21 protein-coding genes are annotated in these 23,310 nt (G+C 47.4%); 11 read left to right on the top strand and 10 right to left on the bottom strand.

Going from position 1 to position 23,310, the window contains the following annotated elements:
• Positions 1 to 536: 536 nt before the first annotated feature.
• The 7 genes from GJR95_RS32585 to GJR95_RS32555 form a co-directional block, all read right to left on the bottom strand.
• A complete protein-coding gene (locus GJR95_RS32585; RefSeq protein WP_162389838.1) occupies positions 537 to 1,736 on the bottom strand; it encodes an isopenicillin N synthase family oxygenase in 1,200 nt (399 codons plus the stop codon).
• A gap of 131 nt (positions 1,737 to 1,867) precedes the next feature.
• Positions 1,868 to 2,680, bottom strand: coding sequence for a tRNA-dependent cyclodipeptide synthase (locus tag GJR95_RS32580; RefSeq protein ID WP_162389837.1), 813 nt, complete (start codon positions 2,678 to 2,680; stop codon positions 1,868 to 1,870).
• Between the two features lie 373 nt (positions 2,681 to 3,053).
• On the bottom strand, positions 3,054 to 3,488 hold the full coding sequence (locus GJR95_RS32575) for a cupin domain-containing protein (RefSeq protein ID WP_162389836.1): 435 nt from the start codon (positions 3,486 to 3,488) through the stop codon (positions 3,054 to 3,056).
• Positions 3,489 to 3,567: 79 nt separating this feature from the next.
• Positions 3,568 to 4,149, bottom strand: a complete 582-nt coding sequence (locus tag GJR95_RS32570; RefSeq protein ID WP_162389835.1) for a Crp/Fnr family transcriptional regulator — start codon at positions 4,147 to 4,149, stop codon at positions 3,568 to 3,570.
• A gap of 248 nt (positions 4,150 to 4,397) precedes the next feature.
• On the bottom strand, positions 4,398 to 4,619 hold the full coding sequence (locus GJR95_RS32565) for a hypothetical protein (protein WP_162389834.1): 222 nt from the start codon (positions 4,617 to 4,619) through the stop codon (positions 4,398 to 4,400).
• A gap of 69 nt (positions 4,620 to 4,688) precedes the next feature.
• The gene (locus tag GJR95_RS32560) at positions 4,689 to 4,961 is read right to left on the bottom strand and encodes a cupin domain-containing protein (protein ID WP_262889822.1); all 273 of its coding nucleotides are present in this window, start codon (positions 4,959 to 4,961) and stop codon (positions 4,689 to 4,691) included.
• 358 nt (positions 4,962 to 5,319) lie between these two features.
• Positions 5,320 to 5,904, bottom strand: a complete 585-nt coding sequence (locus GJR95_RS32555; RefSeq protein ID WP_162389833.1) for a DUF4082 domain-containing protein — start codon at positions 5,902 to 5,904, stop codon at positions 5,320 to 5,322.
• Between the two features lie 730 nt (positions 5,905 to 6,634).
• Here GJR95_RS32555 and GJR95_RS32550 point away from each other — a divergent pair.
• The 4 genes from GJR95_RS32550 to GJR95_RS32535 all read left to right on the top strand — a co-directional run bounded on the left by GJR95_RS32550 (position 6,635) and on the right by GJR95_RS32535 (position 10,670).
• A complete protein-coding gene (locus GJR95_RS32550) occupies positions 6,635 to 7,216 on the top strand; it encodes a Crp/Fnr family transcriptional regulator (protein WP_162389832.1) in 582 nt (193 codons plus the stop codon).
• An 84-nt stretch (positions 7,217 to 7,300) separates the two neighbouring features.
• The gene (locus GJR95_RS32545) at positions 7,301 to 7,924 is read left to right on the top strand and encodes a hypothetical protein (protein WP_162389831.1); all 624 of its coding nucleotides are present in this window, start codon (positions 7,301 to 7,303) and stop codon (positions 7,922 to 7,924) included.
• A gap of 260 nt (positions 7,925 to 8,184) precedes the next feature.
• On the top strand, positions 8,185 to 8,811 hold the full coding sequence (locus GJR95_RS32540; RefSeq protein ID WP_162391948.1) for a hypothetical protein: 627 nt from the start codon (positions 8,185 to 8,187) through the stop codon (positions 8,809 to 8,811).
• A gap of 740 nt (positions 8,812 to 9,551) precedes the next feature.
• Complete coding sequence (locus tag GJR95_RS32535; protein ID WP_162389830.1) at positions 9,552 to 10,670, top strand: Fic family protein; 1,119 nt, start codon at positions 9,552 to 9,554, stop codon at positions 10,668 to 10,670.
• 171 nt (positions 10,671 to 10,841) lie between these two features.
• Here the strand turns inward: GJR95_RS32535 and GJR95_RS32530 are convergent, their stop codons facing one another.
• Positions 10,842 to 11,669, bottom strand: a complete 828-nt coding sequence (locus GJR95_RS32530; protein ID WP_162389829.1) for a DUF3667 domain-containing protein — start codon at positions 11,667 to 11,669, stop codon at positions 10,842 to 10,844.
• Positions 11,670 to 12,317: 648 nt separating this feature from the next.
• Here GJR95_RS32530 and GJR95_RS32525 point away from each other — a divergent pair.
• The 5 genes from GJR95_RS32525 (at position 12,318) to GJR95_RS32505 (ending at position 20,372) form a co-directional block, all read left to right on the top strand.
• The gene (locus tag GJR95_RS32525; RefSeq protein WP_162389828.1) at positions 12,318 to 12,977 is read left to right on the top strand and encodes an RNA polymerase sigma-70 factor; all 660 of its coding nucleotides are present in this window, start codon (positions 12,318 to 12,320) and stop codon (positions 12,975 to 12,977) included.
• A gap of 40 nt (positions 12,978 to 13,017) precedes the next feature.
• Positions 13,018 to 14,031, top strand: coding sequence for a FecR family protein (locus GJR95_RS32520; RefSeq protein ID WP_162389827.1), 1,014 nt, complete (start codon positions 13,018 to 13,020; stop codon positions 14,029 to 14,031).
• A 23-nt stretch (positions 14,032 to 14,054) separates the two neighbouring features.
• Positions 14,055 to 17,510, top strand: a complete 3,456-nt coding sequence (locus GJR95_RS32515) for a SusC/RagA family TonB-linked outer membrane protein (RefSeq protein ID WP_162389826.1) — start codon at positions 14,055 to 14,057, stop codon at positions 17,508 to 17,510.
• Positions 17,511 to 17,531: 21 nt separating this feature from the next.
• On the top strand, positions 17,532 to 19,058 hold the full coding sequence (locus GJR95_RS32510; protein ID WP_162389825.1) for a RagB/SusD family nutrient uptake outer membrane protein: 1,527 nt from the start codon (positions 17,532 to 17,534) through the stop codon (positions 19,056 to 19,058).
• A 120-nt stretch (positions 19,059 to 19,178) separates the two neighbouring features.
• Positions 19,179 to 20,372, top strand: coding sequence for an alpha/beta hydrolase family protein (locus tag GJR95_RS32505; RefSeq protein ID WP_162389824.1), 1,194 nt, complete (start codon positions 19,179 to 19,181; stop codon positions 20,370 to 20,372).
• A 232-nt stretch (positions 20,373 to 20,604) separates the two neighbouring features.
• On the opposite strand, the gene GJR95_RS42370 is transcribed toward GJR95_RS32505, so the two are convergent.
• The gene (locus GJR95_RS42370) at positions 20,605 to 20,790 is read right to left on the bottom strand and encodes a hypothetical protein (RefSeq protein WP_232540931.1); all 186 of its coding nucleotides are present in this window, start codon (positions 20,788 to 20,790) and stop codon (positions 20,605 to 20,607) included.
• Between the two features lie 107 nt (positions 20,791 to 20,897).
• Positions 20,898 to 21,314, bottom strand: coding sequence for a winged helix-turn-helix transcriptional regulator (locus GJR95_RS32500; protein WP_162389823.1), 417 nt, complete (start codon positions 21,312 to 21,314; stop codon positions 20,898 to 20,900).
• A 102-nt stretch (positions 21,315 to 21,416) separates the two neighbouring features.
• Between GJR95_RS32500 and GJR95_RS32495 the strand changes: the two genes are divergently transcribed.
• Positions 21,417 to 22,280 carry an SDR family oxidoreductase gene (locus GJR95_RS32495; protein ID WP_162389822.1) on the top strand — a complete coding sequence of 288 codons (864 nt, stop codon included), beginning with the start codon at positions 21,417 to 21,419 and terminating at the stop codon, positions 22,278 to 22,280.
• A gap of 691 nt (positions 22,281 to 22,971) precedes the next feature.
• The gene (locus GJR95_RS32490; RefSeq protein ID WP_162389821.1) at positions 22,972 to 23,307 is read left to right on the top strand and encodes a PadR family transcriptional regulator; all 336 of its coding nucleotides are present in this window, start codon (positions 22,972 to 22,974) and stop codon (positions 23,305 to 23,307) included.
• Positions 23,308 to 23,310 lie beyond the last annotated feature (3 nt).

Below are 23,310 nucleotides of genomic sequence, written 5' to 3'. Positions count from 1 at the left end.
GCTACTCGTTTCGCTTTCTGGTTGTGAAAAGAATATCCCAGCCGATTGCACCGATGGAGGGGCATTCGTGAAACGAGTGGATAATGTAAATGGCACTGTTTACTATGATTCAACTCAGATTAAGTATGTAATCAGAGATCCCCCACAGCATGGATTCCCATGCTGTGGGGGATCTCTGTTCGTTGGATGCTAAATATCAACAAAATGGACTACAAATTAAATTTAGCGGTCGGTACTACGAATACTATAAAACGTTGCCCATGTCCTTTGTTGGAGATCGGAATTACTCTTTGTCAATAGAAACTAGTTCACTCCGCTAATTTTAACTAGTTCTACGACGCCCGTTAATACAATTTGTATCTCTAAAGGAATATTCTTACAAAATACTAGTATTGTTTGACGAGATTTTGTTAAGCTACTTCAGGGTAAAACCGGCTCTTTGAACTGAAAGTGGTTGTTTTTTGGGCTCTTGGAGATTTCCACCTGCCGCACCACCAGTTGATAGATTCCTTGTTTCGTATTAAGTGACGTAGTCCCTACTTTATTTCCGAAAACAGATGGGCATCAGCCTCATGTCTGGCGTCAGCTACCTCCATATGTTGAATAAATTCGGCGAACATGCGGGAGCGTAGTTTAGCGAAGGTTACATAGCCAAGCTCGCCGGCCTGCTGATAAAGCTCATCGAAGATTGTATCCCGCCCAACAACACCCTCTTCAACCCAGATGGGCCGCAGCCGTGCATTGAGGGGAGGGGCCTGAAAAAAGACTATAACGTCCCGAGCACTTCCTAAATGCTGACGCTGGGGCGGGCGCACTACCCGATGGACCGTTGCCTTAATGAGGTTGCCCGTCAGCAATCGGATCACTTCACCCAGATTGACTATCAGTGTACCGCGGATTGCCGGTATTTTAACGAAGTCTTCCCCAATCTTAGCTTCCAGACTGATAAACCCATTTTCAGAGGGAGTTTGATGTAGCAGGGTAATAACATCAATATCAAAATGGGCCGCCATTCGATCAATACCATTTCCTGGTACATCAGCACACGCATGAAGGGGCACATCCGGATATTGGAAAAATCTGAGCTCTCCGCAACTTTTTTCGATAAGCGCCTCACTCAGCACACTTCGGCTCTCAGCAGAAAGATTCAGTGCCTCCCCCATGGCCTCCAGCAACTCGAGAGAGGTGTGATGTACCCGTTGGTAATAATGAACCCAGATCCTTCTAAATTCGGCGTCGGGGAAGATATTAGGTGAGTAGGCGTTTGAGGCAATATCCTCCTCCGACGTTATGCGCTCTAACACTTCTTCGGGCGACAATTCGGGACCCATCGTATATTTCATACACAGGTCTTTTCCCTGGCCGGTGCCGAATAATCTGGCAGTGCTCTCAAATCGGTAGCCGGTATAGCCCCGGATTTGCTTATACCGATTGAAGGCTTGCTTGTACTCCTCGGGTTGGCCAAAGAAACTACGAGTGGCGTTTGAAATAACCTCAATCTCATCTTCAGAAATACCAAAATTTTTCACATAAAAAAAGCCGGATTCTGTGATGGCTCCGCGCAAGGCGTCTAAAGCTTGTTGCCGTTGGGCCGACCCAGCGGCACCGCGCAGGATGGCCAGGTCAATGACTGGAATACCAGTAGGGGCATCCGTTTCAGCGTACCAATTCAACTGGCTTTGTTGGCGGGCGCTGAAATCCCAGTTTTCGTACTCCTTGGTTAGTTCGGTTTGCATATAAGATTAGTTTGAATAAAACTCAAAATTCGATAAGGTACCTGGATTGAATTAATTGTGTAAGTACAACAGGATTGCCTGAATGGCTACTCAAGCGTGACTAACCATTGGCTCGGTTGCAGCAAACCCAGTTACTCCGATTCGCCGAAGAGTTCGATGTCATAAATCAGCCAACCCACACCCGGCAGTGGCTCCTGATAGCGACCATCACAAAAACCATGGGCTAAAGCAGCGTCTTGATGATAGGGCATAATCAGATCACGACCGCAGGCCACACGACAAAGCTTGAAGTAGGCAAACTCTTTCAGGAGATACTCGACGCATTCGCGAACCGTAGCGGGTGTGATAGCGTCTGCACTAAGTTTCCCCCGGAGCAAGGAGAAACCCTTGTCGAGTACATCTTGCTGGAATTGATTATTGGTATCAAAGAGCTTACAAACCTGGGCGTAGGCATTCCAATAGCCTGGTAGTGAAGCAATGTCACTTTCCCAGTCAAGAATTCGCAGCCTGGCCGACGGATTTAACAGCTGAGCGCGTTCAACAGCGCGTAGGCATCGATTCCTAATCTTCTGGCCTTCCGTCCTTGCTTTAGCTCGAACTTTCTCCTCACCGTATCCCAGTGCCCTAAAGGTATGCGTGGCAATTGAGTCTGGAATCACAATAGTGACTTCCCCAAATAGGTGAGCCATGCCACAAATGCCGATTTCGATTCGCTTTTGGTTAAAGAAGCCATTACCGGGACTAATGCCTAACAGGGCAAGCGGTCGCTGAGTCAATAGGTCGAGTCCGGTTCGTAAGGCACGGCTATGATTTACTGGTAAAATTCGAAGCTTACCTTCAATGCCTTCGGGACCCTCGTGTGTATATACGAACGGTTCTACATTGAGGAAGGATCGATTGGGCATGTTGGCAGTCGGATTGGGTGAACGACGGAATGAATTCATAGTATAAATTGAGTCAATTGTTCTGCAGGGCGTTGGCAGTAAAGAGTTTGGTAATTGTGGCGTTCTGATACTGAGAATCGACCGGCACGGGTAATGTCACTGGAAACCAGGTGCGCATCGGTCGCATTGGATACCAGCACTACCTTGCGGGTTAACGGACTTGGGCTATAGGGATCAATCAACCCCTGGATACTTGTCCCGGTCCATCCCTTAGGAATGGACGATAAGCCGACCTGGGAAACCAGACCCGGATTAGGGCAGTCGGCTTTGCAAGCTAGTGATCACGGGTGTTGTCAGGTCCAGGCCTGGACCATTCTAAAGCTTTAGTTCTGCCCATCATCTTAATCAGAACTGGTGAATAGGCGACAAGCAATTAGCCTGACACGGGCACTAAACCATAACTGAGCATGATGGCTTTCAGCTTACCTGCATCCGGGGGACCGCCCACATTGATCACTTCCGCCAGTTCCCGAAAATAGGTAGCTCCAAATACACCCGACTGAGCGTACGCCAGCAGCTCGACCGACTCGGCAGTCTTATTCTCAAAACGATGGACTGCTCCTTTGGGAACAAAACAACATTCCCCCGGCGCCAGCTCGATGGTTTTGCCATCTATTGTCAGCGTCAGCAGGCCTTTGAGTCCGTAAATAGTCTCATCAAACTGATCATGATAGTGGGCAGCGGGCACTTTGGCGGCTGGCTCCACAATGACCTTGAAGAGGGTAAACTGTCGGTTGGTATCGAGGGTATCCAGCAGGATATGGATTTCCAGACCGGCACCTAGCCGGATGATTTCGGTATGTTGCATGGTATTGAGTTGGTAAAAAGTACGCTCGCAAAGTAAGCAGGGGCTAAGCGCACAAATCTTGATTTAAATCAAGATTGTATTAGAGGGGCGTATTCCGTTTTCGGATGCGACTATAGGTTTCCGGGGTTACGCCCAGATAGTTAGCGATCTGGTACTGGGCCAATCGCTGGAGGAGATGCGGCTTTTCGGTCAGCAACCGGCGGTACTTCTGATCGGGGGTATCGGTTTGAGCGTGGCCAATCTGCTCCTTCAAGCGGGTAATGTTCCGCGCCCGGTTTTTAATCTGGTAGAGGGCATAATCAGGAAAGGTTCGGGTAGCCAGTTCCCAGTTAGTTCGTGTAAGCACCAGGGCCTGGGAATCTTCCAGGGCCTGTAAGTTCATGGTGGTGGGTACCCGGTGGATAAAACTGCTCATTTCCCCAGTCCACCCGCCTTCTTCGGCAAAATAGATGGTGTTCTCAACACCCTCGGCGTTGACATAATACTGGCGCAGGCAGCCTTTAACAATAAAATAGGCGTAGGACACGATGTCGCCCGCTAGAAAAACGATTTGGTTTTTCTGGATATAAAGGGGGTCAAATAAGGCCAGAAATTGAGGAAATTGCCCGGCTGGGAAGTCATGTCTAGCTTGTAATTCGGTGAGCAATCGATTCGTGTCCATGTCCATGACTTGTTAAGTGAACTAGTTTTCGATAAAGCATAGCTGTCGACCAGCCAGACATACTGATCTATGGGCCAATCGCTGGAACACCCAGCCGAATTAACTTCTTGCTGGTTTGACGATGGCTACCGGTTACAGGTCCAAAGTAGGGGTGCCGAAAGGCAACCTGTTATTCGGGAATGCTTCCCCCTCAAGCTTCTGCCCGTATAGAGAGCAGGGGCCTGAGGGGGAAGGAGGAGCGAAGAGGGCTAGCCGACGGAGTAACCCGAATAAGGCGAAGAGGGTATCCAAACCCACGTCCAATACCATACCCGTTTCGCCGGATCCCAGGTCCAAAAGCCTGTCCAGCTCCCATTCGTGGTTAATTTAGCAGAAAAAGTGGAGGTAAGTGTTTCTGGTTGTGCCTGAACAGGCTTGCCCGCGATTGACAAGACCAAAATCGTTGTTAGGAGGAAAAGAATACGTTTCATGCGAATCAGTGGTTTTTGGGAACGAGGTTAGAAAAAAAGCAGCGTGGAGCTGACGTTAGCCGATCAGGGCTACTGGGGAAGTTGAATATGCATATCATAACTGGCTGCTTGCCGCAGGACATCGGCAATGAGCTGGCCATCCACCGATTTCTGGAAGGCATCTTCCTGATTAGAATCTACGCCAAACGTTTCAAAAAAGGTTAAAAACCCCTTCGGGCTATGTACGTTCAGCCAGCGGCAAGGCCCATCCCCTGCATTGGTAAATGTATGCAAACTGTTAGGCGGTAAGTCAATCGAGTCGCCAGGTTCTAGAGTGGGGTAGTTAACACATTTAGGGTATATCCGCCACGTAAAGCCTATAATTAACTAACAATCAAATGGTTATACAGATTTAACTATCTGTACTTAAGGGGAATTTCACCCTTTTGGCTAAATGGCTTACAAAACGACTCAATTTCACTTCCAAAGATGCCTTTCGCAATGGGTTTGCCTTGAAGGGTATTTTTGGCCTTAAAGGCATATAATTATGATGCTTTTACACGTCCATAAACAGCAAAATTTTTAACTGTTGAATACGAACGTTAAATGCATACATTTTTCGGCAAGATCCTAGTGCATAGCCTGTTAACATGCTTTGATGGCGGATATACCCAACTGTGTCAGCGACCCCGTCGTACTGCCTTTAACGCTTTCAACGGGTTTAGTCTTTTACAAACGTGAATTCTGGATAGCCGTACACGACTTGCTTGAGGTTATTGATTTCATCGGGAAAAACGGCCATCGCGGTAGTCCGGTAACTGGTGTTATACACCAGAATACTCCCTTTCGTAAAGGGAATAAATTCGCCCCCTGCCTTTTTTATCACGGAATGATACTTCCTGTTCACTCCCCCCGACTGGCTATTGATACTTATGATGTATTTTTTATTGGCCGTTAGGGCAAGGGCGTCGATGCTGCTCATCGTTAGTTTTCCGGGCGACGACTGCTCAATGGTTTTCTGCCGCAGTAGTGCCTTGGTCTGGTTGTCCCAGACACTAACCCGGTACGAACCGGGATCGGGCATTTCGCAACCCACTTCCGTTAGTTTTCCGTCGACCGTAGCACTAAACACAAGGCCAAACTCAATTGCATTTGGACCATAAGCAGCCCGTTTGAGGGTAGTGTCGGCATCCAGGTACTGGGTAATGGGGTTTTCAACCGGAGGGGGAGAATCCTTTGAGCCGCAGGCACCCAGGCCAAGGAGCAGAGCAAAAAAAGGGGCAACAAAGAGCAGAGAAGATCGCATGGCTTGATAGAGTTTTGACAAGTTGAACTAATGTAGTGCCCCCGGGTGGATTCTTTCAAGGACACCCCCTAAAACAAGGGTTTTTACGGAATAAATAGCGAGAAAATACGCTTGGTTGAAACTACCGAGCTAGGATTTGATAGCATCTGCCTCAATATAAGGAATAACTTTTGGTAACTATTTGATATTTAAGTAGCTATAGTCGTTACGTGGCGGATATACCCTAAATGTGTTAACTACCCCTTTATACAGTATCGAGCAAGAGCGAACGAATCAGGCCTTAAACGCGAGAGTTACTGAGTTGGAAGAGCAGCAAGTCAAAGTGGCCCGGCTTGAAGAGCTGATCCAGGATATGCTCAAGAAGAAATAGCAAATAAGCTGAGTAACATTGAAACTAGCCGTTGCTGAATCTCATAAATCGCTGGATTACTATTACGTCTACGATTAGCCTTTTCTTGATCAATCAACTATTCCTCATTATGTTAGAGCAGTTTTTGATTTAGTAACTTGCCTGCAATAATAGGTTGGTGAAGAGTCCAGGAAATTGCTTGTATGCCCCGTTTCGGCATACAAGCCAAACGTCTCAGTTAAGCAAGTTTGGTTTGCATTTCCAGGCTTCAGTCGACACTGCGTTTGAGCCGCACGGGCCACCCGTTCGCGCTTCGGCGTAAAATCGGATCGTGCTTTGGTAGTGGCAAGTGTAGCAAACGACACGAATAACAACAAATCAATGAAGAATATTCTATTTGACTTTATCTCAAAATACATTTCGCTGACCGAAGAAGAGAAGAACGTAATCGTTTCGTTGGACATATTCTTCTCCCTAAAGAAAGGGACGACTTTACTCAAGGCAGGACAACGATCGAACGAAAGCTACTTTGTTCTAAAGGGCTGTATTCGGACCTATTATGTGGTAGAGGGTGATGAAAAAACGACTGCTTTCTACACCGAAATGGACGCATTGACACCTCCTTGTGTGACCAGCAAAACTCCCTCCGACTATTATGTAAGTTGTGTAGAAGACAGTATTCTTTTAGTTTCCAATGCTGAAATGGAAGTAGAAATAAACAGTAAATTTCCAAAGTTTGACATAATGTGTAAACTACTGGCAGAAGAATTGTTAGCTAAACAGCGAATAGACTTTGACGAGTTTAAGAATTCTTCCCCTGAGCAACGCTACCTGAACTTAATCCAAAAAAGACCGGACCTACTTCAGCGTGTGCCTCAGCATCAGTTAGCGAGCTATTTAGGTATCAAACCCCAGTCATTAAGCAGATTAAGAGCCAGAATTACAGAGAAAGATAAGGGGTAAGGTTCATTTCTTAACTAAAGTGAACGAGTTACGGCATTTCGCCGACCCACTTTTGCCGTATCGTTTCACGTAACAGCAAAAGAAATGCAAAAGAAGATTTTCTTCATCGGTTTGGTCTTATTACTGACAGGTACGTTCCAACTCAAAGCACAACACGCTAAAACAGACAGTTCGTATAGACGTTGGTTCGTTGGGAGTTCATTCTATATGTTAGGAAATTTTATTCCCGATGATCCAAATCGACCTGAGTACGTACAATTAAATGTTGGATACAGGATAACCCCGAAAGATGTCGTTTCCTTTAGATTTAAAAGATCTATTTATTCCTGGCCACTAGGTATCCCTTTTGGACCATCATTTGATGCACCGGGACTAAACTATCCTGGACATGCACGCATTCTGGCACCTACAGTAGGCTATCAGCGGTTTTGGTGGAAAGGAGCCTACACATCCGTTTATGCATTGAATGTGTTTGAAAAATATATGGACGAGAACAATAAAAAGATTGGTAATGGATATACGTTATATCTGGACTTCTATTTAGGTTACCAGTTTAAGTTTTTTAAAGACCGATTCTTTTTTGAACCAGCTATTGGCATTAGTTATTGGCCTGTAAGAACTAATGTTCCAGAATCATTTAAAGCAGTGGAACAAAAATGGAATAACTACTTTATTCAACCTGGACTTGATTTTGGATTTAAGTTTTAAAACTACAATGACTAGATGAAAGCAGTTGTTTGAATTAAATATGGACCTCCTGAAGTTTTGTAACTTCAGGAGGTTTCCTAAACCAATACCCAAAGGCAGTCAAATTCTTGGCAAGTTTCTTAGGTGTAAATCTCAAGCAGACTAAAAGCCAGAACTCTTGAAAAAAGTAAACAGTAAATTCTTTCTTAACTTAAGTGAACGAGATTGGGTAATCCCTCAATCTACTTTTGCCTTATCGTTTAATACCAATTAAAACAGATATGCAAAAGAAAATTTTATGGATTGGACTTGGCGTAGTATTGACAAGTAGTTTGCAGGTGAGTGCACAATATAAAAAGCAAGACAGTACGTACAATCGGTGGTTTGTTGGCAGTACTATATTTTTATTGGGCAATTTGGCTACTACAAATCCCCCCAACTTCGCTCAACTCAATTTTGGGTATCGTATTACAGGAAAAGATGTAATCACATTAGAACCAAAAACTTGGAAGTATGCTTGGCCGAATGGTATTCACCCAATTTTTAACAAATCATACGGAAAGCAGGAAGAAAAATTTCCGGGATACGTTCGTGAGTACGGCCTATCAGTGGCTTACCAACGATTTTTGTGGAAAGGTTTATATGCCGAACTTAATGTAATGCCTACCTGGCAAATTTTTGTGAATGATGACGGCAAAAAAATTGACAATGGATTTCAGATTTTCAATACTTACCGTATAGGTTATCACATCAAACTTTTTAAGGACAGATTTTTTATTCAAACATCCATTGCAATTACCCAGCGTGCTTATCACACAGAATTACCAGATGGATTTAAACAGTTGGATGATAAATGGTCTAAATTCATCGTCGGAGAACCGGGATTTCATTTTGGATTTAATTTTTAAGCTTGGCTAAAGAGTAGTATGCTAGGTCAGTGTAGTCTAATCTTTGTGAACTGCTGACTCATGATCACCTATCGGAGAAGATGCTTGTAATGGGCTTCCAGGAAGAAACGGCTATGGCCATGAAAAACCTGGACGAGTTATTAGCCACTTTATCGCGACATAAGTAAAAATCGATCGCCGTTATCATTGGCTTGGCGAGGTGAGATTAAAAGTTCTTTATTCAGGATTGGTAGTTAAATTGGCAGTAGTAGGTTTGTTCGCAGACAGCTTTCTAAAACACCCACCATCGTCAAGCCGTAAACCGTTGATTGCGGGTACAAACAGCCGGTAAGTACCGCACTGCTGAGCGGCTGAACTGGTTGTTGTGCGCTTCGTCTGGGGCGAATTATTAGAATTTGTAGCAAGCAACCACCGACTGTACAATCTCGTAAAATGCTCCTACTTGAGATTATACGTATCCGATGATTGGATTGATTATACCAAAACGCACATTGACTACGAGATCAATTTTGTAACGTACTTCTATGCGCATATAAAGCTTAAGTCGAGCGGAAACGGCCTAGGATGATTGAATATCTTAAGGGCAACATCGACAACTATTCTACAAGATTCACTCAAGCGCAGTGAATAGAATATATATAGAAAAGTGGCATTTTCTATATATATTGCACACAATGTGCATAGAAAAACCCCACTTTTTATGCATAAGTACTCAGTGCCCTATCATTGCTATTGTTCTTATGGCATTCGTTTTAACGCCTCTACCACCCAAGGTTGATCTAGAAACCCGCCTGGTGCTACGCAAAGTAGCTGCCGCACATCGGTATCTGGCAGAGCTCAAAGGTGTGGCGGCTACGATTCCCAATGAATCGATCCTGATCAATACCCTAGCCCTACAGGAAGCCAAAGATTCCTCGGCGGTTGAAAACATTATCACTACGCATGACGATCTGTTTAGAGCAGAACTCTTTACAGATACCTCTGCCAGTCCGGCAACCAAAGAAGTACAACGCTACGCCAGTGCCCTAAAAAAAGGATTTGCCTTGGTGCGGCAACAAAAGCTTCTTACCCTACGACACATCATCGCTATTCAGCAAGAATTAGAGCAGAATAATGCTGGCTTTCGACGTTTACCTGGCACTACGCTCCGCAATGGACAAACTGGAGAGGTGGTGTATACGCCCCCGCAGGAAGCTGGTCAGATTGAAAGCCTGATGGCAAACCTCGAACGGTTTATCAACGACGATACGGTGCTTGATGCCGACCCCCTGGTAAAAATGGCCGTCGTGCATTACCAGTTTGAAAGCATCCATCCCTTCTACGACGGCAACGGGCGTACGGGCCGGATCATTAACATGCTGTATTTAGTACAGCAAGAGTTGCTTCATTTGCCGATCCTCTACATGAGCCGCTATATTATTCAGCATAAGAGCGGATACTACGAGCGACTACAGGCCGTACGCGAGCAACAGGACTGGGAAGGCTGGGTACTGTATATGCTGGATGGGGTAGAACAAACGGCCCGGCAAACGATTGTGCTGGTACAGACTATTCGTGATCTGATGCAACAGTATAAGCATATGCTGCGGCAACGGCTGCCCAAGCTCTATAGTCAGGACTTGCTCAACAACTTGTTTCGACACCCGTACACCAAGATTGATTTTCTGATGGACGATTTGCACGTAACGCGCCTGACAGCCACCCGCTATCTGGACTTATTGACCGAGCAGGGCTTTGTGCATAAACAGAAAATCGGGCGTAGTAATTATTACGTCAATCAACCACTGATGAAGCTGTTTGTAGAAGTAGGCAATACCCTACCCAATGCGCCTATTCCATTGATTCGGACAAGCTCATAGTCGTAACGAATCAAGGTTTACCACTACTTAGCTTGGCAAGAGGGAAAGAACGGCTGATTTATAGAAAACTAGTGTACCGTAAAAGGGGTGATTATTGAGATGGCCAGACAACATCGGTTTCCGTTGAATTGACAAGTAAATTGGCGACGCCAATGGCCACTACCGGCATGGTTAATGGCTCAGCCAAACGATCTTGTAAAACAGAAGAAGCCGATACGCCATAACCACACCCGTAAAAAGAATCGTACTAAGGAGGGCAGCGAATGCGGACCAAACTGGACCTGTGCCATAAAATCGCCTAAAGCCACGAGCCAGATAAAAGCCGACAAAAGCCAAGCCTACCAGGCTTACGATCAAATCGCCCCGCACTTCCCATTGGTGAAGGCCAATTAATCCGATGAGGGGCATAACGACCAATAACTGCTGGAGTAAAAAGAAGATCAAGACAAAACTCAGAAAGTGGGTTGAGAAAATCAGATGCTCAATCCATGTCCGTCGAGCCGACCACATCAATACACCAAAAATTAACGTGTATAGCGGTATGAGAACTATTAGATAGGCTTTGGAACTAGCTTTCATCGACGCATCGAAGAGGGGCTGATAGGTGTCCAGCGTCTGGTGGGCATGATCCAGGGCACGCTGCAGGGCCTGTTTGGTCCCAAAAGCGGTATAATTGGCGTAGTTCAGAAAGCTACTCAGTGGCTGATTGAAGGCATTGTAGCTTGCCAGCAGAAAGAACACCAGGTTAACCACTAAAAAAAGGCCCAGGGGCTTCATGTAAATAACGCGTCGGCCGACTACATACTCGGCCGTGAGCTGACCGGGTCGAAACAGTAAAGTCTTTAGAGTTCTCAGCAGTGTATGATCCGCATGGGTAAAGCCCTCCAGGATTTCTTCCGAGACATGGCTGAGGGTTAAACTATGGGGATCGAAGCGTTTTTCCCCACAGTTGGGACAAAAGTTTTCCTGATTGAGATGGCCGCAAGTCTGGCAGGTCATACGGGTAGAAGTGAACAGGCCTCATCTGGCCTAGAAGGGTGTATCACTGAATAACCCTCACGAAGCCAAGCCTAGGAATGTAAGCTACAGAAATAGTTGACGCCTACCAAGTAAATAATGAGTTACCTCCCTGGTAGGCTATTAACTGGATTGAACAGCAAATAAAAGTGTTTCCCTTATTCTCAACAAATGCTCAGAAAGAGCGACGGTGGATGCTTCATTTGTCTATTTTGTACACATGCATACGCTCGTATGTATTTGGACAGAACAGATAACAAAATGCCTGGAAAGGCATTTTGCAAGTGTATCTCGAAAAGAGCCTTATTTGAGAATATTCATCTCGCGCTGGTTGAGTGTATTATTGGTTAAAGAAACCGATATCAGCAAAGCTACCATCCGAGCAACAAAGGTTTCTAAAAATAACGCTGCCCCCATTTGGCTCTTCTAAGATAGCTCCTACACACAGACTTATCTATTGTCTAAAACTGTCCACTTTGGCTGCTTATCGTGGACAGTATTCCTGGCTTCCCTATAAGGTTTTCTGGTCCGTGTAAAATTTTTATGAAAAAAATCACATATTAACTCAGGGTATTTTAGGGGAAACTCGACTTGGGATTAATAGATCGTAATTACGAGCCAGTATTGCCTATGCCCCAGCCTTTATTTCAGCTATTGGATAAGTCTGACAACCCTATTCGCCCACTCAGGCCAACTGGTTCTACGAGTCTGGAAAATGATCCAGACTGGCCACTTCGACAAGTATTGGAAACCAATCCGTGGGAAGCTTGTGAAGTCTTATTCCGAAAATATTACGTCGCGTTATGCAGTCACGCCAGTCGGTTTGTCTATTCAAAAGAAGCGGCCGAAGATATTGTTTCCGAAGTCTTCTATCAGTTCTACAAAGAAGAATCGTACAAGACGGTTACCATCTCCTACAAAGCGTATCTGATGCAGGCGGTCCGCTACCGGGCCTACGATTATGTGCGGTGGGAACTCAGCAAGTCCCGACGCGGAACAGCCGTCGATTCGGTCAACATTACTGACCAACAGCCCTCCCCGTCGGAGATTGTTCAGTACGATGAGCTGTATCAACGCATTGAACAAACCATTGATCAGCTTCCCCAGCAAACAAAGCGTGTATTTATACTAAGCCGGTTTGAAGGCCGGAAATACCAGGAGATTGCCAGTGAACTCGGGATCAGTGTAAAAACGGTAGAAACGCACATGAGCAAAGCCCTATCGCTCCTTCGCCAGGCGCTTCGTCCCATGTGGATCTGGGTATTGATGGTCAGTTTAGTTGGATTCTGATTTATAACCCTCAACGCTAAAAACGCAAATTCTCTTAGAAATGGCTCCTGTCACTAAAGCTCTTTTATTTGATTATCACGCCGGAAGGGTAACGGCTCTCCAGCGTAAACTCATCGAAGATTGGTTAGAAGACCCTCATAACCGATCCGTCTATTACGAAACCCTGATTGAATGGGAAACCACTCATCCTCAGTACGTAGCCAATATAACAGCTGGTCTGGATCGCTTTCGAAGTCGATTAGAAAACACTCCTCCGAGTGTATCAACCAATCCGCAGGGGAGCCCTGTCAGACCATTGTTAAATCGGCTCCCGATCAGTTGGCTAGCCGCAGCCTGTGTGTCTGTATTCATATTAAGTGGTTGGCTGTTTCGTGAGCCTATTTTATACAAAACCTACGCTACCGAGCACGGACAAGTCCAACGACTTACCCTACCCGACGGTAGCAAGGTGGTTCTAAATGCAAATTCAACACTACGTCTGTCCAGATTTGGATGGCTAAGCAACGAGTCTCAACGAAACGTTTTTTTGACGGGTGAGGCCGAGTTCAATGTAACGCATCTACTTAATAACCAGAAGTTTGTGGTTCATACGAATCGGAAGCTTGATGTCGAAGTATTGGGGACGGAGTTCGTCGTACTAGCCCGCCAGCGAGCGACCCGGGTCGTATTGATGCGTGGGAAAGTAAAGCTTCACTACCAAGCTAGTCGACAGGCCGATAAAACGCTGACGATGGCACCCGGACAAAAGGTGACACTCAATGACCATAAACAAGCCCTAGAGCTAACGAACGTAGCCCAGCCTAACGATTTCAGCGCCTGGAAAAATCAGAAGTATGTCTTCAATGATACCCCATTAACCGAGATCGGCCGAATGATTCAGGACGATTTTGGATTGAAGGTCGAAATAAAGGAATCGTCGCTGGCTCAACGGCAGGTATCGGGCACCTACGATGTGACCAATGTTGACGAACTACTGAATGCCTTAGAAGAGCTTTTATCCATCCGCGTGACTCGCCAGCGTGACCGGGTCATCTTCTCCCAATCGACGAAGTAATTGCTTTTTATTCCCTTACTCTTATGAAGAAACTAGTACGACTATTGCTGCTCAGTTGGCTATTGGCAGGATGTCTGGGTGTCATTTGTCAGGCCCAAACCCTGGCGCGAGCGGAACGGCTTTCCCAGACAGGCCTGACCGGACAAGTCGCTTACCGATCCCTGCGCCAGGCGCTAACAGAGGTCAAGAACCAGTATAAGGTCAATATCCTGTACGAAAGCCGTACGCTCGATCCGTTCAGCCTACCCGAAAGCCGAATGCGGTTCGCAGGCCCTCTCGAGTCGGTGTTAACGGATTTGCTAAGCCCGTTTGGCTTATCGTTCAAACGCATGAAAACGGGTGGGTATGTGGTGACCACCGGTGCGCCAAACACACCATCTCCCGCAGCGACTTTACCGGGCAAGCCAGCCGAAATACTTCCGGCGCAGTTGCTAACGCCTATCAGTACGCCCAAAGAGAAATCGATTCAGGGCGTTGTTCAGGATGGTAGCAATGGCCAATCACTACCGGGCGTGAGTATTACGCTGAAAGGCACCCAGCAAGGTACATCCACCGATGCGAATGGTCGCTACCGGATTCAGGTGCCGGACGACAATGGCGTGCTGGTTTTCAGCTTCATTGGTTTCGAGACGCGCGAAATCCTGATCGGTAACCAGGCTGATCTAAACGTATCCCTGACGCCTTCCAATCAGGTCCTTAACGAAGTGGTCGTTGTAGGTTATGGCACGAAACGGAAACGCGATTTAACCGGTGCCATTTCGTCGGTTAGTTCGACAGATTTGCAGAAAGTAGCGACCAGTAACTTTACGTCGGCTATTGAAGGAAAGGTTCCTGGCGTTTACGTAACACAAACGAGTGGTGCTCCCGGCAGTGCTAGTTCGGTTCGCATACGGGGCGTCGGTACAACAGGTGCGAATCAGCCCTTGTACGTAATAGATGGTGTTCCCATGACCGGCGAGAGCACGTCCGTTCCGGGTAGCTCCAATGCCATCGATGCCATGTCGATTCTTAATCCGAATGACATTGAATCCATTGAAGTCTTGAAAGATGCGGCTTCATCCGCTATTTATGGCTCACGCGGGGCTAATGGGGTTATTCTGGTTACGACCAAACGGGGTAAGGAAGGGGCAGCCGTAGTTTCACTAAATGCCTCGGCGGGTAGCGCTCAATTGTGGCGGAAACCAGCGTTTCTGAACGCGGAAGAATTTGCGACGATGGCCAACGAACTGGCGACTAATTCCGGCATAAAACCAAATCCAGAATGGGCAAATCCGAAATCGTTCGGAGTCGGGACGGACATGGTTGGGCTTATTTTTCGGAATGCGCCTGTACAGAACTATGACCTCAGCATTTCGGGCGGTACCAAAACCCTGAAAGCCCGTCTTTCTCTAGGGTATAATGATCAGACAGGCACCATGATCGAAACGTATTACAAACGCTATACGGCTAGGGTTACGGCGGATTTAAAGGCGAGCGACAAATTGAATTTCGGCGGCTCGCTGGCCTTTGCCAGCACCGAAACCAAAGGACAAAATTCGGACCCATTACAGGGCGGAATATTCAACCTGGCTCAACAGTTCTTTCCGACGTTGGCTCAAGACGCTCCTTTTTTTGGGGATGGAGTGTATTATACCAGCAATGGAGATAACCCTTTGCTAAAAGCCAAAGCGATTGATAATAAGCTATTTGGTACTAGAATATATGGCAGTACATTCGGAGAGATCGAAATTCTGAAGGGTTTAAAGTTCAAAACCAGCGTGGGTATCGATGCCAATTTTAACCGAACTCGCTCCTGGGAAGGTAAAATTCAACGCGGGTTTTACGTGCATCCACGCGCCACACTTTCGGAAGGTTTTGATAATCGATTTAACTGGCTAATCGAGAATACCCTTTCCTATTCGAAACAAATCGGCGACCATTCGTTTTCGGCCGTATTAGGCCAAAGCGCTCAAAATAACCGAATCAACCAGATTGCCTCGACGGGAAATGGGTTTTTAAGTGAAGAATTACAGGTGATTAACGCCAGCGATGTAAGTTTGCGGACCACCAGCGGAACCACGAGTAACGCACGATTAGCTTCGTATTTCGGACGTATCGATTACGCCTTCAAGGATAAATACTTGATTTCGGCCAGCATGCGCCGGGATGGCTCGTCTAACTTTGGTCCGAACAGCAAATGGGGTTATTTCCCGGCTATATCGGGCGGATGGCGGATTTCGCAGGAGGCCTTTATGGCTCCGCTTACAAATACGGTGATTAATGATCTGAAATTCCGGGCGAGCTGGGGCCGGGTTGGGAATGACGCGATTCCTGCATTTGGCTATCTGAGCACCATTCGGACCGGCAATTCGGCCGACAATTATGCGTTAGGAACCGGCGATCAGGCTATTATTATCGGCTCAAGCCTGGTTCGACCGGGCAACGCTGATCTGAAGTGGGAAACCACCCAGCAATTGGATATCGGCGTGGACGCTTCGTTGTTCGGGGATAAGCTGTATTTAACCGCCGACTATTACAAAAAGGATAACATCGGCATGTTGATCAGTTTACCGGTTTCCTTGGAAGCCGGTTTTCAGAATCCGCCCACCATCAACGGGGGACAGGTGCGAAATACGGGGATTGAGTTGTTACTTGGCTACCGGAGTAAAGTTGGCGACTTGCGCTACAACGTCAGTGCGAATGCCACCACCTTAAAAAATGAGGTAATTAGTTTGGGCGTTGGTCAGCCCATTGTTGGTCCTACGCTGGCCGGTTCGAGTATGGTGATGACTTATACCAAAGTAGGTGACCCCATTGGCTATTATCGGGGCTACATCGTCGACGGCATTTACCAGACGGCTCAGGAGATCAATAAAACGTTCCAACCGAATGCCATTGCCGGAGATTTTAAATACCGGGATGTCAACGGCGACGGTGCGTTGACCGATGCCGATAAAGTAAATTTAGGCAAGCCCTGGCCCACGTTAACGTACGGCTTTAATGTGGACTTATCCTATAAAGGATTCGATTTCAACATATTGCTGCAAGGAATAACCGGATCACAACTCTATCACGCTAATAAGATCACCAACTACCAGATGAAATATTACAATGGGAACGGGATTGTCAACGGGGTTAAAGATATTCTAAATCACTGGACACCGGGTAGCGGCATTAACAATCAGCCTGGCTTGAAATACACTGATGCCAACGGAAACTACTCTAATGCCTCGTCATTTTTCGTCGAAAATGGGGATTACATGCGGGTTCGCAACGTCGTGTTAGGGTATAACCTATCACCCGACCTCATTCGTAAAGTCACCCATAACGCCGTGAAGAGTTTACGGGTATACGTCACAGCCCAAAACCTGTTCACCTTCACCAAATACTCGGGATTCGACCCGGAAGTAGGCAGCGCGAATCCGCTGAATTCCGGCATCGATACGGGCGTTTATCCGCAGCCAAGAACACTGATGGGCGGCATTAATCTTGTTTTTTAACTCATTCAAGCACAGAGCGACATGAAAACAATAGCCAGCGTTATCGTTATCCTTTTCCTGGTAACCATGACATCCTGTGGCGATCAATACCTGAGTGTCATCCCGACGGATGTACTTACGGACGCTAATTTTTTTAAGTCCGAAGCGGATGCGCAGTCGGCGCTGATTGGCGTGTATGGTCAGGTGCAATCAGAGTCCACCTTTGGCAATGTCGTTGACGCGGCCAACATCGAATGGACCATGAGTGGTGATTTGTATGAGCAGGATCAAAACACCCCGCGCGTCGAGCTCGAAATGCTGAGCTTGCCCGCTAATAACCTCTACATTGGTCAGTTGTATTCGGCGCTGTTTCAAGGCGTCAGTCGAGCTAACTTTGTGATCGTACGGGTGGGGCAAATGGCTAACCTGACTCCACAGGTGAAGGCGTCGATTCTGGCTCAGGCTAAATTCCTGCGGGGCATATTTTACTACCGACTGGTCAATTATTTCGGGGGCGTTTCGCTAATCACCACTGAATTGAATGCCTCGTCCAAACTGGATATTCCCCGCGCGTCGGCCGCCGACATCTGGAAGCAGGTGGAAACCGATTTAACCGAAGCGGCTGCGGATTTGCCCCTAACCTGGAGCGGTAGCGACATTGGCCGGGCCACAAAGGGAGCCGCTCTTGCTTTTCTGGTCAAGGCGCAGTTATGGCAACAAAAATACCAGGAGGCCGTCAACAGCAGCGAATCCATTATTGCTTTGGGTGTGTATGGACTTCTCCCCAATTTCAGGAGCGTGTTTCTGAAGACGAATGAAAACAACAAAGAGATGGTTTTTTCTACCCAATATTCGTCGGTGAATGATGCCAGCGAGGGTAGCGGTCTTGATGTTCGGTCGGCACCCAGAGGAGCGCCAGCCGCTTATATTGGCCGAGCAGCCAACAGTAATTTTGTGCCGCAGACGAGTTGGATCAATTCCATTGAACGGGATCAGACGGGCAAGATCAGAGACCAGCGCTATTATGGGGTAATCATTGGACCAGGTGAGTCTCATCCGGAAATGCCAGGGTTCGTGATGCCCTTAACGTTCCCGAACCCTTACACGAAAACGGGCTATATCGTTACTAAATACTGGCAGGAAGCCTCGCTAGTAAACTCAGGCATTAACGTACCAATTATACGCTATTCAGAAGTATTACTGAACTATGCCGAAGCACTCAACGAAGTAGGCCGTTCGGCGGATGCCATGAAGCAGGTCAATCTGGTTAGAACCCGTGCTACGTTAGATCCCAAACCGCTCGATTTGTCGAAAGATAAAGTGCTAGATGCGGTCTTTTTCGAACGACGAATGGAGTTTATCTGGGAGCCGCCCGGTGCTTTTTCTGATCTCAACCGGCGAGGTCGTTATCTGGATTTCATCAAAGCCAACCGGGCTGATTACGCCAAAATTCAGGTAGATACCAAGCCTTGGGTTCAGCAGAAAATAATTTTGTTGCCCATACCGCAATCGGCCCGAGATGTCAATAAATCCCTGACGCAAAATCCCGGTTACCCTGCTTTCCAGTAAGCTTGTTAATAGAACGTGGATTTATGAAAATCCACGTTCTATTAGATTATAAAATCCTAAACTGACCCGTCTTTACAAGTTTATTTACAGGCTAATAATAATTTTCCTTACTCTACCGTCATGAAGCAGTTCAGAAGTTTTGCCTTCTTGTTTTTCGCCATACTCATCAAGGCACAGGCGCAAAATGGGTTTCAGGCCAATTACGACGAAGCAAAAGTTCCGGCTTATACCTTACCGGATATACTGAAAACAACTACGAATCAACCCGTTCAGAATAAGAAGACTTGGGAAAAAGTAAGACGCCCTGAAATCATCAGGCTCTTCGAAGAGAACGTCTACGGCCAAACGCCCAAATCCTATGATCGGCTGACGTACACGGTAAAAAATGAGAATGCCCAGGCTATGGGCGGTAAAGCAACCTTGAAAGAGGTGGCGATTGAGGTAGTCAAAAACAATAAGCCGTTGACGATCAATCTAGTGCTGTTTGTACCGAATCAAAAGAAAAGTCCTGTTCCGGTGTTTTTGCTGATTAACAACCGGGGCAAAGACAACATGGACCCTACCCGCGCGCAAAAAAGTGATTTCTGGCCGGCTGAAATGGTTATCGACAGCGGCTACGCGGTGGCGGCTTTTCACGTAAGTGATCTGGCTCCCGATGATACGACTAAGTACGTCAATGGTGTGTTACAACTTTATCCGGAGCAATTGACCGCCAACGATGGCATGAAAGCCATTGGTGCCTGGGCTTGGGGAGCGAGCCGGGTACTGGATTATTTTGAAAAAGACAAAGCGATCGATGCCAAAAAGGTAATGGTTGTGGGGCATTCCCGGGGTGGGAAAGCGTCGTTATGGGCGGCTGCCGAAGATCAGCGGTTTGCCATGTGCTTCACGAATTGTTCAGGGAATACAGGAGCAGCCTTATCGCACCGGCGATTTGGTGAAACGATTCGTCGAATCAATACGGTTTTTCCGCACTGGTTTGCAAAAAACTACAAGAAATACAATGATAACGAAGCGGCCTTGCCGCTGGATCAGCATATGCTGCTTGCCGCAATAGCCCCAAGACCCCTATACGCAACCAACGCGTCAAAAGATTTGTGGGCCGACCCAACAGGAACCTATTTATCGGTAAAACTCGCTAGTAAGGTCTATGAGTTATACGGTATTAAGGCCAATCTCCCAGCCAACCCGCCTGGAATTAACCAACCCATTATGACTTCATCCGTAGGCTATCATAATCGGGAAGGGGAGCATAACTTAACGGCCTATGATTGGAGCAATTTTATCAAGTTTGCTACCGATCAGTTTAAGTAAAAAAAGTACCCGATTGGCTAGTTAACTAAATTTCGAGAGTCCTAGAGAGGCGCTTTTAGGTGAATCCTGCCACGTCAACTTTCGTTTTTTGAAGAAAAGAATGAAAGAGAGGTTATCTCATCTTAAAGCCCAGTTTTTGAAGCAAATACTTGAAAGTTCCTTCGTCTCAGCTTGGAGCGATTTGTGAGAAAAACGCAATAGATCTCAACCTGAATCCCTATCGCTGACCTACCTAAGCCAATGGTTTATCGACATAGCTACCACTAGTCAGCTTACTTTTTTCGGAACCACCTAAATAAGGATTACTGTCTACGAAGGCATCAACTTTCAAATTTGCCTTTCCTGGACGCATAAATTCAAGCCTAACATAATCCAGCCCGTAGATAGGAGAACTATCATCCCTGCTGGCAACAATCATATATAGTGGAGGACTGAATAAGCGCTACGCTGGCCATACCAAGAAAGCGTAGGAGAGCTGGCTTGGAATCGCACCGCTTTCCAGGCCTGGGCATCCATGCCTCCAGGTTAGACCAGGGACTTTTGGCGGGCCAGCCTTTGGTACTTCTCAACCGCCGCGTCTTCACCAGCTTCAAGTTCTTCCACCAAACCAGGGTCGACAATGGTGGGGCAATGCTTGGTTCCCCACTGAATGAGCGCCATAAGAATTGGGACGGTATCAACACCTTTTTCGGTCAGGCGGTAGGTGAACTTTGATCTCTTATCCGAGGCCACAGTCTTGGTTAAGAGGCCTTGCGACTCCAGAACCGCCAGGCGGTCGGCCAGAACGTTGGTCGCTATTTTTTCCGCTGACTGCAAAAATTCCCCGTAAGTAGACTTCCCCGCAAACACCATGTCCCGCAGAATGAGCAGGCTCCATTTGTCCCCCAACACGTCGAGCGAGGTGCTGACAGGGCAAGTAGACCGCTGTTTTAGCGCTTTCATAAAAAACGATTTATGCTTTACTTGCTTTTTGCAAGTATTTTGACATACCTTTGAACTTGCAAATCGCAAGTAAATATACACGGATATTTAGTTCTTTTTACCATGATCCTAGTAACGGGTGCCACCGGTGGGTTAGGCCACCAAACCATCGACGTTTTGCTCAAGACCACCCCGGCCACAAAAATCGCCGCCCTGGTGCGCGACCTCAGCAAAGCTACCGACCTGGTGAAGCGGGGCGTAGACGTCCGGCAAGCGGACTACGGTGACTATCCTGCGCTGATGCAAGCCTTTCGGGGCGTCGAGAAGGTGCTGCTGGTTTCGGCCGTGGCCTTTACCGACCGGGTGCGTCAACACCGCAACGTTATCGACGCCGCTCAGCAAGCTGGGGTGAAGCACCTGTTTTACACCAGCATCCAGCGCAGCACCAATTTTGTGATGCCGGAGGTCACGGAAAGCGACCTGGCTACGGAAGCCTACCTGAAAGCGTCCGGATTGACATATACCATTCTCAAAAACGGCTACTACTTTGAAGGCCTTGGGTACCTGATTGGGAGCGAGGTACCGGACACCGAGATCCGTTTCCCGGCAGGAGAAGGCAAGATCGCTTTCGTCAAGCGGACTGAACTGGCCGCTGCCACGGCTGCCCTGCTGACCAGCGAAGGGCATGACGACCAGGAGTATACTTTATCAGGGAGCGAAGCCTATTCGTTTGCCGATATCGCCCGGGAATTCTCCGCGTTAGCGGGCCGGCCCATCTCTTACCAAAGCATCGAGCTGTCGTCCTACATCGCCCAGCAAGTAGCCGCCGGTTTCCCCGACTTCGTCGCCAACTTCTTAGCCCAGTGGGGCGCCGCCGCCCAACACGGCATGCTAGCCGGGACGCTCGATACCGTCGAGCGTCTGCTGGGCCGCCAGCCAACTTCGCTTCGGGAGTACCTGAAAACGACTTATTTCCCGAATACTTAACCGCTTGTAGTGGCATCCAATCCCCCGGCATCAATTCACTAGTCCAGGCAAGTGACTTCACTCAGGAGCTCACTTGCTGGATTTCAGCCTGGCCATTCCCGGCTGTTTCCGCTTTCTCAAGCCCCCATCATACCCCCATAATCATCGGATTTATCGGGTACGGCCACGTCGGCAAACGCTAGCCGCGAAGATGGCGTCAGCGGGTAACCCGTTATCCTCAGCAATTAGCGAGGGCTCGGGCTCGCTTACCGCCTAAGTTGCCGAACTGAGCCCGTTGCTTTCAAGGGCCCCCGTAGCGACTCAAGCCGAGTTGATGTTCCAGTCCCTGCATTGGGCTAATATCGCTTTGGCCCTGCAAGGTTTGCTCAACTCGGTTGTCTATCCACGCAATAGCTTAGATCTTTAGGCACCAATACAACGGCTTTTATAGCTGAATGCTTCTATGCATCAGAAGACGGTAAATGAATGATGGATCTCAGGAAGGGGAGGGTATTTTGAGAATGTTTCCGTCGGTAAATCAGAGATCATATACAAGGCCCATGTTCACCTATTATCGGACAGCTTTTGTACGGTTTCGGACATGTATTCACTATTTAGCAAGGTAGTTCCTTGAAAATTAGCCAGTTACAGAATTGGCATCTTATTTGTTCAACAAGTACTAGAGAAATACACCTTTTGTAGCTTGTTTGGTATGAGTCGAACCTACCTGGGCGAGTTTGAAGAGTTGGTCTTACTCGCCGTTGCTCTCCTGGAACAACAATCCACTGGGGCCTATGGCGTCTCGATTGCCGACGAACTTAAGCAACGTACCCAACGAACCACTTCTGTGACGGGGGTGCATGTGGTCTTGTATCGTTTGGAGGAGAAAGGTCTCGTGGGCTCAGCCTTAGGCGGAGCTACCTTAGCCCGGGGTGGACGGCGCAAACGCCTATTCACCCTGACAGCGACTGGTCAGCAAGTGCTGCGGGAGATGCGTCAACTCAGGATGGGGTTTTGGGAGGCCTTACCCACCCCTTTCTTTGCCTAAGCC

It is taken from the genome of Spirosoma endbachense (genome assembly GCF_010233585.1).
GTDB lineage: Bacteria > Bacteroidota > Bacteroidia > Cytophagales > Spirosomataceae > Spirosoma > Spirosoma endbachense.
The sequence above is the reverse complement of the archived record's forward strand: the minus strand, read 5'-3'. Positions and strand labels throughout refer to the sequence as shown.

Coding starts and splice junctions, on each gene's coding strand:
- GJR95_RS32585 (WP_162389838.1), bottom strand. CDS start 1,736: ATGCAAACCGAACTAACCAAGGAGTACGAAAACTGGGATTTCAGCGCC.
- GJR95_RS32580 (WP_162389837.1), bottom strand. CDS start 2,680: ATGAATTCATTCCGTCGTTCACCCAATCCGACTGCCAACATGCCCAAT.
- GJR95_RS32575 (WP_162389836.1), bottom strand. CDS start 3,488: ATGCAACATACCGAAATCATCCGGCTAGGTGCCGGTCTGGAAATCCAT.
- GJR95_RS32570 (WP_162389835.1), bottom strand. CDS start 4,149: ATGGACACGAATCGATTGCTCACCGAATTACAAGCTAGACATGACTTC.
- GJR95_RS32565 (WP_162389834.1), bottom strand. CDS start 4,619: ATGAAACGTATTCTTTTCCTCCTAACAACGATTTTGGTCTTGTCAATC.
- GJR95_RS32555 (WP_162389833.1), bottom strand. CDS start 5,904: ATGCGATCTTCTCTGCTCTTTGTTGCCCCTTTTTTTGCTCTGCTCCTT.
- GJR95_RS32550 (WP_162389832.1), top strand. CDS start 6,635: ATGAAGAATATTCTATTTGACTTTATCTCAAAATACATTTCGCTGACC.
- GJR95_RS32545 (WP_162389831.1), top strand. CDS start 7,301: ATGCAAAAGAAGATTTTCTTCATCGGTTTGGTCTTATTACTGACAGGT.
- GJR95_RS32540 (WP_162391948.1), top strand. CDS start 8,185: ATGCAAAAGAAAATTTTATGGATTGGACTTGGCGTAGTATTGACAAGT.
- GJR95_RS32535 (WP_162389830.1), top strand. CDS start 9,552: ATGGCATTCGTTTTAACGCCTCTACCACCCAAGGTTGATCTAGAAACC.
- GJR95_RS32530 (WP_162389829.1), bottom strand. CDS start 11,669: ATGACCTGCCAGACTTGCGGCCATCTCAATCAGGAAAACTTTTGTCCC.
- GJR95_RS32525 (WP_162389828.1), top strand. CDS start 12,318: ATGCCCCAGCCTTTATTTCAGCTATTGGATAAGTCTGACAACCCTATT.
- GJR95_RS32520 (WP_162389827.1), top strand. CDS start 13,018: ATGGCTCCTGTCACTAAAGCTCTTTTATTTGATTATCACGCCGGAAGG.
- GJR95_RS32515 (WP_162389826.1), top strand. CDS start 14,055: ATGAAGAAACTAGTACGACTATTGCTGCTCAGTTGGCTATTGGCAGGA.
- GJR95_RS32510 (WP_162389825.1), top strand. CDS start 17,532: ATGAAAACAATAGCCAGCGTTATCGTTATCCTTTTCCTGGTAACCATG.
- GJR95_RS32505 (WP_162389824.1), top strand. CDS start 19,179: ATGAAGCAGTTCAGAAGTTTTGCCTTCTTGTTTTTCGCCATACTCATC.
- GJR95_RS42370 (WP_232540931.1), bottom strand. CDS start 20,790: ATGATTGTTGCCAGCAGGGATGATAGTTCTCCTATCTACGGGCTGGAT.
- GJR95_RS32500 (WP_162389823.1), bottom strand. CDS start 21,314: ATGAAAGCGCTAAAACAGCGGTCTACTTGCCCTGTCAGCACCTCGCTC.
- GJR95_RS32495 (WP_162389822.1), top strand. CDS start 21,417: ATGATCCTAGTAACGGGTGCCACCGGTGGGTTAGGCCACCAAACCATC.
- GJR95_RS32490 (WP_162389821.1), top strand. CDS start 22,972: ATGAGTCGAACCTACCTGGGCGAGTTTGAAGAGTTGGTCTTACTCGCC.